This window comes from Synechococcus sp. R6-5 (assembly GCF_047461775.1).
Lineage (GTDB): Bacteria > Cyanobacteriota > Cyanobacteriia > Thermostichales > Thermostichaceae > Thermostichus.
The window spans coordinates 1-15874 of sequence record NZ_JANSHV010000028.1 but is presented as its reverse complement, the minus strand read 5'-3'; the positions used below and the strand labels follow the sequence as shown (position 1 = coordinate 15874).

9 protein-coding genes and 1 pseudogene are annotated in these 15874 nt (G+C 59.7%); 6 read left to right on the top strand and 4 right to left on the bottom strand.

The window, feature by feature from the left end; genetic code table 11:
• Position 1 precedes the first annotated feature (1 nt).
• Together NW818_RS01700 and pyrR are read right to left on the bottom strand one after the other, a co-directional pair.
• The gene (locus NW818_RS01700; protein WP_414423665.1) at positions 2-979 is read right to left on the bottom strand and encodes a putative 2-dehydropantoate 2-reductase; all 978 of its coding nucleotides are present in this window, start codon (positions 977-979) and stop codon (positions 2-4) included.
• Positions 980-1030: 51 nt separating this feature from the next.
• Positions 1031-1579, bottom strand: a complete 549-nt coding sequence (gene pyrR, locus NW818_RS01695) for a bifunctional pyr operon transcriptional regulator/uracil phosphoribosyltransferase PyrR (RefSeq protein ID WP_414423664.1) — start codon at positions 1577-1579, stop codon at positions 1031-1033.
• A 156-nt stretch (positions 1580-1735) separates the two neighbouring features.
• Between pyrR and NW818_RS01690 the strand changes: the two genes are divergently transcribed.
• Positions 1736-3070: an RNA-guided endonuclease InsQ/TnpB family protein gene (locus tag NW818_RS01690; RefSeq protein WP_414423663.1), complete on the top strand. Its 1335-nt coding sequence runs from the start codon at positions 1736-1738 to the stop codon at positions 3068-3070.
• 99 nt (positions 3071-3169) lie between these two features.
• Entirely contained in the window at positions 3170-3700 is a 531-nt protein-coding gene (locus NW818_RS01685; RefSeq protein ID WP_414356737.1) for a pentapeptide repeat-containing protein, read from the top strand.
• 84 nt (positions 3701-3784) lie between these two features.
• On the opposite strand, the gene NW818_RS01680 is transcribed toward NW818_RS01685, so the two are convergent.
• The gene (locus NW818_RS01680; RefSeq protein ID WP_414423662.1) at positions 3785-4498 is read right to left on the bottom strand and encodes a heme oxygenase (biliverdin-producing); all 714 of its coding nucleotides are present in this window, start codon (positions 4496-4498) and stop codon (positions 3785-3787) included.
• 579 nt (positions 4499-5077) lie between these two features.
• Here NW818_RS01680 and rpoB point away from each other — a divergent pair.
• The 4 genes and pseudogenes from rpoB (at position 5078) to NW818_RS01660 (ending at position 15166) form a co-directional block, all read left to right on the top strand.
• The gene (gene rpoB, locus NW818_RS01675) at positions 5078-8497 is read left to right on the top strand and encodes a DNA-directed RNA polymerase subunit beta (protein WP_414351375.1); all 3420 of its coding nucleotides are present in this window, start codon (positions 5078-5080) and stop codon (positions 8495-8497) included.
• Positions 8498-8612: 115 nt separating this feature from the next.
• Complete coding sequence (locus tag NW818_RS01670; protein WP_414423661.1) at positions 8613-10496, top strand: DNA-directed RNA polymerase subunit gamma; 1884 nt, start codon at positions 8613-8615, stop codon at positions 10494-10496.
• A gap of 53 nt (positions 10497-10549) precedes the next feature.
• A pseudogene (locus NW818_RS01665) lies at positions 10550-14355 on the top strand (DNA-directed RNA polymerase subunit beta'); the annotation flags it as partial.
• A gap of 88 nt (positions 14356-14443) precedes the next feature.
• Positions 14444-15166, top strand: a complete 723-nt coding sequence (locus NW818_RS01660; RefSeq protein ID WP_414351370.1) for a uracil-DNA glycosylase — start codon at positions 14444-14446, stop codon at positions 15164-15166.
• Here NW818_RS01660 and tenA read toward each other — a convergent pair.
• The gene (gene tenA, locus NW818_RS01655; RefSeq protein ID WP_414416477.1) at positions 15163-15822 is read right to left on the bottom strand and encodes a thiaminase II; all 660 of its coding nucleotides are present in this window, start codon (positions 15820-15822) and stop codon (positions 15163-15165) included. The two genes, NW818_RS01660 and tenA, sit on opposite strands and share 4 nt — an antisense overlap.
• Positions 15823-15874: the final 52 nt, after the last annotated feature.

Here is a 15874-nt window from a genome sequence, read left to right as displayed (position 1 = left end):
ATTATTGACTAGAGTCATGCTCCCCAGGGATCCCTCGATTCAGGCGATCCAACACCTGCAACTGTCGGTAGAGCATTTCAACCCGTGGCAGATGGATCCCAGCTTGTCGAGCGTACTGCAGTGGGTTGCCGAAGATCACCTGCAGTTCCAGAGGACGTTTGCGCTCATAGTCGATTTTCATGCTGGTGCGGTAGGGGGCCATTTTCTCGGTATTGGTGAGCATTTCTTGGATCAGGGAGTCGGGAAGCAGGCGATCACAAGCTGCAGCTCCCTGTATCACCTCCTGCATCAGCGTTTCCGCCAAAGCACGGGCCTCAGGGTCTCGAATCATTTGCTGAGTATCGGCATTGAACACCACCGAGAGGCCGTTGAAGGGAATATTCCAGACCAGTTTCTGCCAGCGGGCCAACATCAAATCTGGTGAGAGCGAAGTCGGGATCCCTGCCCGTTGAAAATCGGCTTGAACTTGTTGAAGGCGGGGCGTGATCCCTTGGGGGGCATAGCCAGGGCCGTACTCTGCCAGCAGCACCGAACCGTAATCCAGATGGTGAATGTGGCCGGGGCCAACCTTATTGGAGCTGATGAAGCAGAGGCCCCCCATGACCCGCTCTGGGCCAACGCAATCGGCAATCTCGGGTTCCACCCCCAGCCCGTTTTGCAACAAGATCACCACGCCATTCTCGGCCAACACAGGCGGGATCAAGTGCGGCAGAAGCGCATTTTGGGTAGCTTTCAAAGCCACGATCACCCCTTCGCAAGCGGGCATGTCCTCCACGGCTGCGTAGGCATTCACCTGGGGCAAATGAAAATCCCCCCAGCAGGACTGCACCCAGAGGCCGCTTTGGCGAACATGGTCATAGTCGCTGTGCAGCAGAAAATGCACCGAAAAGCCCGCCTGTTGCAATTTCGCCCCATAAAATCCTCCCAAAGCGCCCGTGCCCAAAACAGCGTAGCGGCGGGTTTCCGGCAACCAAGACATGGCAGTGAGTTTCGGCAGGTCATCCCTAAAATACCGCACCCCAGCGCCGGCTCAGGGTTTAATCTTTGCCGTTTTGTCTATCAACAGCACCCGCTCTTCTGCATCGGTTTCCCGCAGATGGACTCTCACCGTTTGCTCCGGTTCTGTGGAAAGCTGACAACCGCAGTAATCGGGCTGGATGGGAAACTGTCGGTGACCCCGGTCAATCAACACCGCCAATCGCACCCGTTCCGGTCGCCCAAAGTGGTTTAGGGCCTCCAAAGCTGCTCGCACGGTGCGACCGCGAAAGATCACATCATCCACCAGCACCACTTCTTGGCCGGTCAGGTCACGCGGCATTTCGCTGCGATCGGGGGTGCGCAACCCGCCGGCGCTCAAATCGTCGCGGAAAAAAGTGATGTCCAGCTCCCCCACTTGGGGCGGGATCCCCAGTAGAGTGGCAATCCGATCCCGCAGGCGGTAGGCAAGGGGAACTCCCCGGGTGCGAATGCCGATCAACGTCAACTTTTGGGGGTGGGGGTGATCCCTGCCGATCGCCTCTGCCAGACCCTCGATCAGCCCGGCCAACTGCTCCGCATCGAAGACCTCGATCTCGGACATGGATCCCTGTCGCCCCCTCGCCAATCGCGGATCTGGTCTGTAGAAGACTTTAACAAAACGCGCGGAATTCCCCACCCTCTGTAGGGTGGGGATGGATAGCGCCACTGGATTTGTGGAGCACTCAGAACTAGGACAGGTGGGGGTAGGATAACGCATATGGCAACCAGAAGGCAGACCTTTCGACTGTATCCCAGCAAAGCTCAGGAAAAGGCTTTGTTTGAGGCTCGTCGTCTGCACTGCTACCTCTACAACGCCTGTGTCAGCCATCGGGAAACCGAGTACAAGCTCCACCGCCGAACGGTGACCTACCTGGAACAGCAGAACCTACTCCCCGAATTCAAGCAGGTGTGGGTGGAGTTTGCCCAACTGAACTCCCAAGCCCTGCAAGCCACCGTCAAGCGGGCGGATTATGCTTACCAACGGTTCTTTCGAGGACTGAGTAGGAAGCCGAGGTTCAAGTCCATTCGCCGGTATTCGGGCTGGACGTATCCTGCTCGGTCGGGGTGGAAGGTCAACAGCACGGGAAAGCATGGCACGGTCACACTCAATGACTTGGGCATTACCCTGAAAATGCGCGGTCAAGCCAAGCATTGGGGCGTGCCAACAACGCTGACCCTTGTCTACAAGCCGTCCCGGCGGCAGTGGTTCGCTTCGTTTACGGTTGAGGTTGCCATACCAGAGCCTAAGTTTGGGTCGCAGTCGGATTTGCGATATGAGTCCATCGTTGCCTATGACTTGGGTACAGAGACCGCCCTGACGTTGTTTGACGGGGCGGAGTTTCGGGAGATTACTAATCCCCGCTTTACCCAGCGGAGTGAGGAGAAGATTCGCAGAGTCGCCAGACTGAAGCGCAGAAAGCGTGCCCCTAAAAAGGGCGTAAAGGCTTCCAGGAGATGGAAGAAGATTCACCGGCGGGAAGCGCAACTGCAAGCAAAGCAAGCAAAGGCTGCTCGTCAGAGAAGAGACTGGCAACACAAAGTTACGTCAGAGATAGCTTGTCGTTATGACGTCGGCGTAACGGAGAAGCTGCATGTCAAAGGGATGACCCGCAAGGGTGGGAAGCGCAAGGCAGGGCTAAACAAGTCGATTTTGTCGGTGGGGTTCGGTACATTGAACCAGATGATTACCTACAAAATCGAGCAGAAAGGTGGTTTAGTTCTCATGTTTCCTACGCAAACCCTCAAGCCCTCGCAACGCTGTCCCAAGTGCGGGGCAGTCCACAAGGAGTGGGCGGACTTGAGCAACCGCTATCATGTCTGCTCGGCTTGTGGGTTTGAGGTACCGAGGGATCGGGGTTCGGTGATGGTGATGTACAACGTTGCCACTAATCGGCAACCGGGGTTGGGAACCAGCCTCGTGAGTCTTGGATGCTTCAGCTCTACTTCAAAGTCCTGCGGGGCTATGAAGCACCTGGGGCAGAGGAAGAGACAGAAACTTCACCGTCAAGCGAATGGGGCATCAGAAACCCCATCCGCCTATGCGGTGGGGTAGTTCATGATAGCCCAATCTGCCGGCGGGATCTCCATCCGGTAAGATAAAACCAGAAGCAATTCCCAAGCCATGGAGGTTTCCTTGAGGGAGGGATCCACGATGTCTGTTGCTTGGCTGGCTTCGGTTCTGGCGAGGCGGTCTTGGCTGAGCCGTTTCCTGCGGGGGATGGTGCTTTGCGGGCTGATACTCTGCCTGGGGGTTACTCCGCTGGGATCCCCGGCCCAGGCAGAGGACTACACCAAACGAGATCTGCAGGGGGTGAGCTTTGCAGGGCAAGACCTGAGCGGCTGGAAGTTTCTCAAGGCCAACCTGCGCCAAAGCGATCTCAGCCATGTGAAGGCAGCAGGGGCAAACCTATTCGGGGCCAATCTCAGCAAAGCCAACTTGCGCGGGGCCGACCTGCGGGGGGCCACTTTGGACATGGCCAACTTACAGGGTGCGGATCTGCGAGAAGCGCAACTGCAGGACAGCATGATGTGGCTGGCCCGAGTCGAAGGGATCCAAATTGATGGGGCCGATTTCACCAATGCCTTAATACGCCAAGACGCCCTCTCCATCCTCTGTGAACGGGCCACCGGCGTTAACCCTGTAACCGGTCGGGCCACCCGCGACACTCTTGAATGTGACTGATCCTCACCCCCGGCTCTTCTCCCAGAGGGAGAGGGGAGATAGGCAGCAGAACCCATCGCCTCACTGCCCTCTGGAATCCGGATTTTAGGAGCTGGGAGCGGCTGCCTCAGAACGGGCGGGCTTGCGTTGAAACTGGCTGAGCAGAGAGTTCCAGGCCAAGCGGGCCATCGACAACAGCCAATTGCCCTCCAACTCCCTAAACAGATCCATGTTCAGCTTGAAGGCATAGTTGGCCTCTGCCACAATGCGGTCGATGGTGGTTTGATCCAGCTCCAACGCATCCAGCTGGGCGCGGTAGCGCTGCTTGAATTTGCCCTCATGAGGGATCTGCTCGAAATCGTAGAAGGCCGTTCCTTCCCCCTGCGGCAAGCCCATGGCCCGGCGGGCGATGTTTTTGAGGATTTGACCACCCGACAAGTCACCGATGTAGCGGGTGTAGGCGTGAGCGATCAGCAGAAGCGGATCTTTTTCCACCACTTCCCGAATGCGGTTGACATAGACCTGGCAGGCAGGGGAGGGCTTGACCAAAGAGCGCCAGTTGGGGCCAACAAAATAATTTAAATCCTTCTCCAGGCTGGCCTTGCGCCACAGCTCCGGGTAGTAGAACCGGCCCACCAGCGGGTGCTCTCGCAGTTGGGCAAAGCCTTCTTCCAGAGCACTGTAGACAAAGTAGAAATTGCCCACGTAGCGGCTGTAGGCCCGCTTATCCACCACTCCCTTCAGGAAACACTTGATAAACACCATGTTCTCGGCCATGGTGTGGGACTGCTTGGTGCCCTCCCGCAACTGGGCCGACAAGCTGTGGTCCCGGTTATACAGATCACTTCTTTTATTCTGATTGTTCTGACTTTGACTCACAAAACCCTCCTCGCCAACAAACTGTGCTTCATTAGATCACCCGCAAGCCATCCCGAGGTTCCCCCAGCCTGAGAAGCTTTGTAAACCCATTCCTAACCCCTTCTCATGATTGTTGTTGATGGCTCCGCCACAGCCTGCATCAACAGCGTGCATCTCAAAAGCGACGCAAACCGGCGCCAAGTCCACTCTGTCGACCGGCTGAGCCTGTCAGAGCCACCCCTCCGATCCCCAAGGTTGACCGGAAATCCGAGCTGGAGCAGCGGATGATCCGCAAAAACGGTTAAAGATTAGAATAATCTGCTTGAGTGTGAATGGATGTGAACAATCCTTAAGGCATGGCGGAAACCGCCCCTGCCCCGGCAGCCAAAAGGGGATCCCCAGCGGTTTTGCCGAGATTTTCCAGGTGCGCCCCCACGGGATCCGGACAGTCCCTCGACCTTTGTAACGTTCGTTGACGATCGTTGGCGGGGTTTCTATAATGGAAGGCCTGACTGCAGCGCGACCCCTCCCGAGCAACGCATGACACAATTAGCAGTGCCATCCCCTGTCGCTCCTACCTTTCCTGACCTGGTGGAGATTCAGCGGGAGAGTTTCTTGTGGTTTTTGCGAGAAGGGTTTGAAGAGGAGCTTCTCAGCTTTTCCCCCATCGTCGATTACACCGGCAAGCTGGAACTGCATTTCCTGCCCGAATATCGCCCTGGGGATCCCTCCAAAGGGTACAAGATCAACCGCCCCCGCTACGACCCTGAGGAGGCCAAGCGGCGGGATGCCACCTATCAAGCGCAGATCCGGGTGCCCACTCGCCTGATCAACAAAGAGACCGGCGAGATCAAAGACATGGACGTCTTCATCGGCGAACTGCCCTTGATGACGGATCGGGGCACCTTCATCATCAACGGCGCCGAGCGGGTGATCGTCAACCAAATTGTGCGCAGCCCCGGCGTCTATTACAAATCGGAGCTGGACAAAAACGGGCGTCGCACCTACAGCGCCAGCCTCATCCCCAACCGCGGTGCTTGGCTGAAGTTCGAGACCGACAAAAACGGCCTGGTGTGGGTGCGCATCGACAAAACCCGCAAGCTCTCGGCGGCAGTTCTGCTGAAAGCCTTGGGCCTGAGCGACTCCGAGATTTACGACAACCTGCGCCACCCCGAATTCTTCCAGAAAACCATGGAGAAAGAGGGGCCCTACACCGAAGAAGAAGCCCTAATGGAGCTGTACCGCAAGTTGCGGCCCGGGGAACCCCCCACCGTATCGGGTGGCCAGCAGTTGCTGGAATCCCGCTTCTTCGACCCCAAACGCTACGATTTGGGCCGGGTAGGGCGCTACAAGCTGAACAAAAAGTTAAATTTGAACGTAGCCGAAAGTGTGCGGGTGCTTACCGTCACCGACATTTTGGCCGTCATCGACTACCTGATCAATTTGGAGTACGACATCGGCCATGTGGACGACATCGACCACCTGGGCAACCGCCGCGTGCGCTCCGTGGGCGAGCTGCTGCAAAACCAGGTGCGGGTGGGCCTGAATCGCCTGGAGCGGATCATCCGAGAACGGATGACAGTCTCCGAGTCGGAAAACCTCACCCCGGCCTCTTTGGTCAACCCCAAACCCTTGGTGGCGGCCATTAAGGAGTTCTTCGGCTCCAGCCAGCTCTCCCAGTTCATGGATCAGACCAATCCCCTGGCGGAGCTGACCCACAAGCGCCGGTTATCTGCCCTGGGCCCCGGCGGCCTAAGTCGGGAACGGGCTGGCTTTGCGGTGCGGGATATCCACCCCAGCCACTACGGCCGCATCTGCCCCATCGAAACTCCAGAAGGCCCCAACGCCGGGTTGATTGGATCCCTGGCCACCCACGCCCGCGTCAACCAGTACGGCTTTATCGAAAGCCCCTACTACCGGGTCGAGAACGGCGTGGTGCGCAAAGATCTGGGCATGGTCTACCTCACCGCTGACGAAGAGGACGAGTACCGCGTGGCCCCGGGGGATGTGCCGGTGGATGCCGAGGGCCGCATCACTGCCGACTTGGTGCCGGTGCGCTACCGCCAAGAGTTCACCACCGCCCACCCCACAGAAGTGCACTACGTCCAAGTGGCGCCGGTGCAGGTCATCTCGGTGGCCACCTCCTTGATCCCCTTCCTGGAGCACGATGACGCCAACCGTGCCTTGATGGGAGCAAACATGCAGCGGCAGGCGGTGCCCCTGCTCAAGCCGGATCGGCCCTATGTGGGCACTGGCCTGGAAGCCCAGGCGGCACGCGACTCCGGCATGGTGGTTGTGTCGCGCACCAATGGCGTGGTGACCTACGTTTCCGCCGACGAAATCGTGGTTCGGCCAGACGACGGCGGGGATCCAATTGTCTATCGCCTGCAGAAATACCAGCGCTCCAACCAAGACACCTGCCTCAACCAGCGTCCCCTTGTCTATACGGGGGATCGGGTGGTGGCTGGCCAGGTGCTGGCGGATGGCCCGGCGACCGAAGGGGGCGAGTTGGCTTTGGGCCAAAACGTGTTGGTGGCCTACATGCCCTGGGAGGGCTACAACTACGAAGATGCCATCTTGATCAGCGAGCGGCTGGTCTACGACGATGTCTTTACCTCGGTACACATCGAGAAGCACGAGATCGAGGCCCGGCAAACCAAACTGGGCCCTGAGGAGATTACCCGCGAAATCCCCAACGTGGGGGAAGATGCCCTGCGGGACCTGGATGAGAACGGCATTGTGCGCATTGGGGCTTGGGTGGAGGCCGGCGACATTTTGGTGGGCAAAGTCACCCCCAAAGGGGAGTCGGATCAGCCCCCAGAAGAGCGGCTATTGCGGGCCATTTTCGGGGAAAAGGCTCGGGATGTGCGGGACAACTCGCTGCGGGTGCCCAACGGCGAGCGCGGTCGGGTGGTGGATGTACGCATCTTTACCCGCGAACAGGGGGATGAGCTGCCTCCCGGCGCCAACATGGTGGTGCGGGTCTACATTGCCCTCAAGCGCAAAATCCAGGTGGGGGACAAGATCGCGGGCCGTCACGGCAACAAAGGCATCATCTCCCGCATCTTGCCGATTGAGGACATGCCCTACCTAGCGGACGGCACACCGGTGGATGTGGTGCTCAACCCCTTGGGGGTGCCTTCCCGGATGAACGTGGGCCAAGTGTACGAGTGCCTGCTGGGCTGGGCAGCAGAACATCTGGGAGTGCGCTTCAAGCTGATGCCCTTTGATGAGATGCACGGTTTAGAAGCCTCCCGTCTGACGGTGGAGGCCAAGCTGAGGGAAGCCCGAGAGAAGACCGGCAAGGACTGGATCTTCAACCCGGAAGGCAGGTACTGCGGCAAAATCCAGGTGTTTGATGGTCGCACCGGGGAGCCCTTCGACCAGCCCGTTACGGTGGGCCGCGCCTACATGCTGAAGCTGGTGCACTTGGTGGATGACAAGATCCATGCCCGCTCCACCGGCCCCTATTCTTTGGTGACCCAGCAACCGCTGGGGGGCAAGGCGCAGCAGGGCGGCCAGCGCTTTGGGGAGATGGAGGTGTGGGCTTTGGAGGCGTTTGGGGCAGCCTACATCCTGCAGGAGTTGCTCACCGTCAAGTCCGACGACATGGTGGGGCGCAACGAGGCTCTCAACGCCATCGTCAAGGGCAAGCCCATCCCTCGACCCGGCACGCCGGAGTCCTTCAAGGTGCTGGTGCGGGAGCTGCAGTCCCTCTGCCTGGATGTGTCGGTACACAAGGTGGAGGTGGACAGCGAAGGGCAAACCCACGATGTGGAAGTGGATCTGATGGCCGATACCTCCAACCGTCACACTCCCTCTCGACCCACCTATGAATCGGTTACGGCTGAGGATCTCTCGCCATCACCCGCCTTTACCAGAGTGCTCCGCACCGCTGACGCGAATGCCAGCCGCAGCCTTGAGGAAGATGAGGACGAGGAGGAGGAAGAGGACTTTTGAGGGTTGAGAGCGCTCCCCACCCCTGACGCGAACGTGACGGGGATCCCCTTCAACCCACGAAGGAGGGTGGGGCTTCCCTCTCCTTTGGGTTCAGCAAGCCAGGAGGAAAACGGCGATGGCCAAAACAGAGCAACGCTTTGACTATGTCAAAATCGGCTTGGCTTCTCCAGAACGGATCATGGAGTGGGGCCAGCGCACCCTGCCCAATGGTCAAGTGGTGGGGGAAGTCACCAAGCCCGAGACCATCAATTACCGCACCCTCAAGCCGGAGATGGATGGTCTTTTCTGTGAGCGCATCTTTGGGCCGGCCAAAGACTGGGAATGCCACTGCGGCAAGTACAAGCGGGTACGGCATCGGGGGATCGTCTGCGAGCGCTGTGGGGTGGAGGTGACCGAGTCGCGGGTGCGCCGCCACCGCATGGGCTACATCAAGTTGGCCGCTCCGGTCACCCACGTTTGGTATTTGAAAGGGATCCCCAGCCACATTGCCACGCTGTTGGACATGCCGCTGCGGGATGTGGAGCAGGTGGTATACTTCAACGCCTACGTAGTGGTGGATCCGGGCAATGCCCAGAATCTCTCCTACAAACAACTGCTGACGGAGGATCAATTCCTCGAGATCGAAGATCAGATGTACGAGGAGGGATCCGAACTGCAACTGCCGGAGAACTGGGCGATGATCGGGGCGGAGGCCATCGAGCGCCTGCTCAAGGATATCGACCTGGAAAAAGAGGCGGAGCAACTGCGGGAGGAGATCACCACTGCTCGCGGCCAAAAGCGGGCACGCCTGATCAAGCGGCTGCGGGTGATCGACAACTTCATTGCCACCGGATCCCGTCCGGAGTGGATGGTGTTGCGGGTGCTGCCGGTGATCCCGCCGGATTTGCGTCCCATGGTGCAGTTGGATGGGGGCCGCTTTGCCACCAGCGACCTCAACGATCTCTACCGTCGTGTGATCAACCGCAACAACCGCCTGGCCCGGCTGCAGGAGATCATGGCACCGGAGATCATTGTGCGCAACGAAAAGCGCATGCTCCAGGAGGCGGTGGACGCGCTGATCGACAACGGTCGGCGGGGGCGCGTAGTGGCGGGGGCCAACAACCGTCCCCTCAAGTCCCTCTCCGACATCATCGAGGGCAAACAGGGGCGCTTCCGGCAAAACCTGTTGGGCAAACGGGTGGACTACTCCGGACGTTCGGTGATCGTGGTGGGGCCCAGCCTGCGCATGCACCAGTGCGGCCTGCCCAAAGAGATGGCCATCGAGCTGTTCCAGCCCTTTGTCATCCACAAATTGATCAAGCGGGGCATCGTCAACAACATCAAGGCCGCCAAAAAGCTGATCCAAAGCAACGACCCGCAGGTTTGGGATGTGCTGGAGGACGTGATCGACGGCCACCCGGTTTTGCTCAACCGCGCTCCCACGCTGCACCGCCTGGGGATCCAAGCCTTTGAACCGATCCTGGTGGAGGGAAGGGCGATTCAACTTCACCCCTTGGTCTGCCCTGCTTTCAACGCCGACTTCGACGGCGACCAGATGGCGGTGCATGTGCCCCTGTCGTTGGAAGCCCAGGCGGAAGCGCGCCTGCTGATGCTGGCCACCAACAACATCCTCTCCCCGGCCACCGGCGCTCCCATCATCACCCCCAGCCAAGATATGGTGTTGGGGTGCTACTACCTGACGGCGGACAACCCCCACGCGCCAGATATTGGCGATCGCTTCTTCGCCAGCTTGGAAGATGCTCTCATCGCCTACGACCGCGGCGCCATCGGCCTGCACAGCAAGGTCTGGGTGCGCTACCACGGCCCGATGGAGTTGGGCAAGGGCGAAAAAGAGTCCGAGCCGCAAATCATCGAAGAAGCGGGCGGCATCCGCCTCAAGATCACCAACTACCGCCGTATCCGCGAAGATCAAAACGGCAACGTGATCAGCCAGTACATTCGCACCACGCCGGGCCGGATCATTTTTAACAAGACCGTGCAGGATATTTTGTCTGCGTAGTTACCCTCTGCCGTAGGACGGCTCTTCTCTCCCCTTCTCTCTAGCGAGGCATCATGAGCGAAAAAGGACGATTTTCCGCTGGCCTGTCGCGGCAGGCTGCCGACGGCAACAAAGCCGACGCCCCTTTGCCCCCTGTGCCCTTTCGCAACTATCAAATTGGCAAAAAAGAGCTGCGCAACCTAATTGCTTGGTCTTTTGCCCGCTACGGCACAGCCCGCACCGCTCAGATGGCGGATGCTCTGAAGACCCTGGGCTTCAAATACGCCACCCAGGCAGCCGTCTCCATCAGCGTCGAAGATCTGCGCGTTCCCCCCAGCAAGCGGCAGTTGTTGGCGCAAGCGGAAGCCGAGATCGAGGCGGCCACCGAGCGCTATACCCGTGGAGAAATCACAGAGGTGGAGCGCTACCAAAAGGTGATCGACACCTGGAACCAGATCAACGACCAGATCAAAGAGGAGATGCTCAACAACTTCCGGCAGAACGATCCCCTTAACTCCGTCTACATGATGGCCAACTCGGGGGCGAGGGGGAATGTCTCCCAGGTACGGCAGTTGGTGGGCATGCGCGGCCTGATGGCCAACCCACAGGGCGAGATCATCGATTTGCCCATCAAAACCAATTTCCGCGAGGGCCTGACCGTTACCGAATACATCATCTCTTCCTATGGGGCCCGCAAGGGCTTGGTGGATACGGCCCTGCGCACCGCCGACTCTGGCTACCTCACCCGCCGCTTGGTGGATGTGTCTCAGGATGTGATCGTGCGGGAATCTGACTGCGGCACCGACCAGGGCATCCTTCTGGAATACCTGATGGACGGGGACAAGGTGGTGGTGTCTCTGGAGGAGCGCTTGGTGGGCCGAGTGTTGGCGCGCGACGTGGTGCACCCAGAAACCCAGGTGGTGCTTGCCCGTCGCAACCAAGAGGTGGATCACGACCTGGCCAAGACGATTGTGGAGGCCGGCATCCGGCAGGTGATGGTGCGTTCTCCCCTCACCTGTGAGGCCAACCGCTCCGTGTGCCGGATGTGCTACGGCTGGAGCTTGGCCCATTCCCGCCTGGTGGATCTGGGGGAAGCGGTCGGGATCATCGCCGCCCAATCGATTGGGGAGCCGGGCACCCAGTTGACCATGCGCACCTTCCACACGGGAGGCGTGTTTACAGGGGAGGTGGCCCGCCAAATTCGCGCCCCCTTTGCGGGTGTGGTGCGGTTCCCGAAAAATCTGCGCACCCGCCCCTTCCGTACCCGCCACGGCGACGATGCTCTACAAGTGGAGGTAAACAACCAAATCATCTTGGAAGGCCCAGACGGTCAACGGGAGTCCTTCGACATGACCCAGGGATCCACCCTGCTGGTGCGGGACGGAGCCCAGGTGCAGCGGGATCAGTTGATTGCAGAGGTGTCCCTGGCCAAGGCCAGCCGTAAGAGCACCGAGAAAGCCCAGAAAGAGGTGGTGGCCGACCTGGCTGGAGAAATTCGCTTTGCCGATCTGCCCATCGAGGAGAAGACTGACCGCCAGGGTAACACCACCTACACTGCCCAGCGGCAGGGATTGATCTGGGTGATGTCTGGACAGGTGTACAACCTGCCTCCGGGGGCCGAGCCGGTGGTGAAAAACGGGGATCGGGTGCAGGCGGGGGATGTGATCGCCGAAACCTCGCTGGTGACGGAGCATGGCGGCATTGTGCGGCTACCGGAGCGCAGCGACACCAGAAGTGGGCGCGAGGTGGAGATCATCAACGCTTCGGTGGTGTTGCGGGAAGCACGGGTACGGGTGGAATCCCACCAGGGGCGGGAGCAGTTTTTGCTGGACACTTCCAGTGGGCAGACCTTTGTTCTCAAGGCTACTCCGGGCACCAAAGTGGGCAACGATGAGGTGGTGGCGGAGCTGATCGACAACCACTTCCGCAGCCAGACCGGAGGCTTGGTGAAGTTCGCTGGCATTGAGGTGGCACGGCGCGGCAAGGCCAAGCAAGGCTACGAAGTCATCCAGGGCGGCACCCTGCTGTGGATCCCGGAAGAGACCCACGAGGTGAACAAGGACATCTCCCTGCTGAACGTGGACGATGGCCAGTATGTGGAAGCAGGCACTGAGGTGGTGAAAGACATCTTTTGCCAGAATGCCGGTGTTGTCGAAGTCATCCAGAAGAACGACATTCTGCGGGAGATTGTCATCAAGCCGGGATCCCTGCATCTGGTGGACAACCCCGCCGACTTGGAAGTGAAAAGTGGCACCCTAATCCAGCCAGGGCAACCGGTGCTCAGCAGCATCGTTCCCGACCGACTGGTCTACCTGGAACACGTGGAAACTCCCGAAGGCCCAGGCTTGCTGCTGCGTCCGGTGCAGGAGTACGAGATCCCCGACCGGCCCTTGGTGCCCACTCAAGAGTCCACCAGCGAGTCCGGTCGCTCCATTCGTCTGCGGGCGGTGCAGCGGGTTCCCTTCAAAGATGGGGAGCGGGTGAAGTCGGTAGGCCCTGTAGAGCTCCTGCGCACCCAACTGGTGCTGGAAATCGATACCGACGCCCCACAACTGAAGGCCGATATCGAGCTGATCCAAGATGAGAAGGATCCAGATATTCGCCGCCTGCAACTGGTGATTCTGGAAACCCTGTTGCTGCGCCGCGACGTGGAAGCGGATCTGACGCAGGGGAGTACCCACACGCGGCTGTTGGTGAAGGAAGGAGACTCCATCGCCAGCGGAGATGTTATCGCCCGCACCGAAATCCAAGCCAAAAAGGCCGGGATCGTCCAAGGGATCCGCGAGGGAGCGGAGGTGGTACGGCGGGTGCTGGTGATTACCGACGACGATCTGGTGCAGGTGCCCCTGACGGGCCCAGCCAATGTGGAAGTGGGGGCGCTGGTGCGGGCTGGGGACGAGCTTGCTCCCGGGATCCCTTCTCCACAGTCAGGACAGGTGATGCAGATAACGGACGGCCAAGTCCTGTTGCGGATGGCGCGGCCCTACTTGGTTTCTGCGGGTGCCATCCTGCAGGTACGGAATGGCGATCTGGTGCAGCGGGGGGATTCTCTGGCCCTCTTGGTGTTCGAGCGGGCCAAGACAGGGGACATCATCCAGGGTCTGCCACGGATTGAGGAGCTGCTGGAGGCCCGCAAGCCCAAGGAAATGTGTGTTCTGGCCAAGCGGCCCGGCACCGTTCAACTGAGCTGGCGCGGAGAAGAGCCAGATCTCAAGGTCATCGAAGCCGATGGCACGGTTAGAGACTATCCTGTGCTGCCGGGGCAGAGCTTGATCGTGGTAGATGGACAGCCGGTGGGGGGGGGGATCCCCTAACCGATGGCCCTGCCAACCCCCACGACCTCTTGGAGATCTACTACGAGTACCATCGCCAAACCTTGGGAGATGACCAAGCCGCACGGTTGGCTCTGCGGGAGGTGCAGCGCTTCTTTGTCAACGAAGTGCAGAACGTCTACCGCTCCCAGGGGGTGGAGATCTCCGACAAACACATTGAGATCGTGGTGCGCCAGATGACCTCCAAGGTGCGGGTGGATGATGGTGGCGACACCATCCTGTTGCCGGGGGAGCTGGTGGAGTTGCGGGAAATCCAGCAGATCAATGCCACCATGGCCATTACTGGAGGAGCGCCGGCCAAATACACGCCCGTCCTGCTGGGGATCACCAAGGCCAGCTTGAATACCGACAGCTTCATCTCAGCGGCCAGCTTCCAGGAAACCACCCGCGTGCTGACTGAGGCGGCCATTGAGGGCAAATCCGACTGGCTGCGCGGCTTGAAGGAAAACGTAATCATCGGGCGCTTGATCCCGGCAGGCACGGGCTTCACCACCTACGAGGAGATTGCCGCCGAGCCGGAGCCTGACGAAGAGGAGGAAGAGCCTGCGGTGTTGCCGGAGCTGCCGCCTCGTTTGATCTTGGAAGATGATCAATTGATCGACGATTCCACCCCTGCCTTCGACGAGCTAGAGGAGGATGACGACGAGGAGGAGTGAGGCGCTGGGTCTCCAGGATTGGGCCACTTTGCAAACTGAAATCGTCAGTTGCTGCCGCTGCCCCCGCTTGGTGGCCTGGCGAGAGTCAGTCGCCCTTCAGAAGGTGGCCCGTTTTCGCGACCAGCTCTACTGGGGCCGACCGGTGCCAGGGTTCGGGGATCCGCAGGCGCGGCTGTGGGTGATCGGGTTGGCGCCGGCAGCCCATGGGGGCAACCGCACCGGGCGCGTGTTTACCGGGGATCCCAGCGGGGACTGGCTGTTTCGCGCCCTGTACCGAGCCGGGTTTGCCAATCAGCCCACCTCTACCCACCGAGAGGATGGCCTGCAATTGCAGGATTGCTACATCTCGGCAGTGGTGCGCTGTGTGCCCCCGGAGAACCGCCCCACCGCCATAGAAGCCAAGACCTGCCTGGGCTACCTGAAGCAAGAGCTGGAGCTGCTAACCCAGGTGCGAGTGATCCTGACGTTGGGGCATTTTGCCTTCCAACACGCTCTGACGCTCTTGCCACCTCTCAGGCCCCGTCCCCGCTTTGGCCACAATTGCGTTATTCCTTTGGCAGAGGGTCGCTATTTGCTGGCGTCTTACCATCCCAGCCGGCGCAACACGGCCACACGGCTGCTGACGGAGCCGATGTTGGATGCCGTTTTCGCGCAAGCCCAGCAGTTGCTGTCTGGTAAGCCAGCCCGACCGGCTGAGGATTAGGCGGGTTGCCAAGATTCGAGGCGATAGGCACTGTCCCAAAACAGCCATTCCAACCGGGAGGCAGTGACAAAAGCTGCCCTCATCTTTTCCCGCAGCGGTTCTGTAGCCTGCTGAGCGACGGAGTCGGTGATGTCCAAAGCCTGCTGCACCACTTGGGCAAATTCTTCCCCGGCGTAGGTGTCGATCCACTGTTGGTAGGGATTGTCAGGCTGCGCGGTGCGATAGATGGTGGATCCCACCTCTCGGTAGATCCAAAAGCAGGGCAGCACAGCGGCAATGGCCACCTCATAGGGATCCACAGCCGCCGCAGCCAACAAAAAACGGGTATAGGCGAAGCAGGCAGGGGCATAGGCTGTTTCGGGTTGAATGTCGTAGAGGCGAAAATAGCTTTCGTGCAGGCTGCGTTCGGCCACAATGGCTCCCAGGGCAAAGTTCAAGAAACTCACCACCTGCTCAGCCCCTTCGGAACGAGCTCCAATCAAGGCCAGGGCGCGGGCAAAGTCGGTGAGATAAAGAGCATCCTGCTGCAAGTAAAACTGGAACCGCTGCCGCGATAGGCTGCCCGCTGCCAACTCTCGGTTGAAGGGGTGATCGAGGATTTGCTTGTAGATGGGCTGAATGGCTTGCCAAAGGTGGGCTGTAAAGGACTGGGGCATGGCGACCGTCTCTCGGCGTTTGGTCTTCAGCTAGAAATTGCAGGAGCCCCGC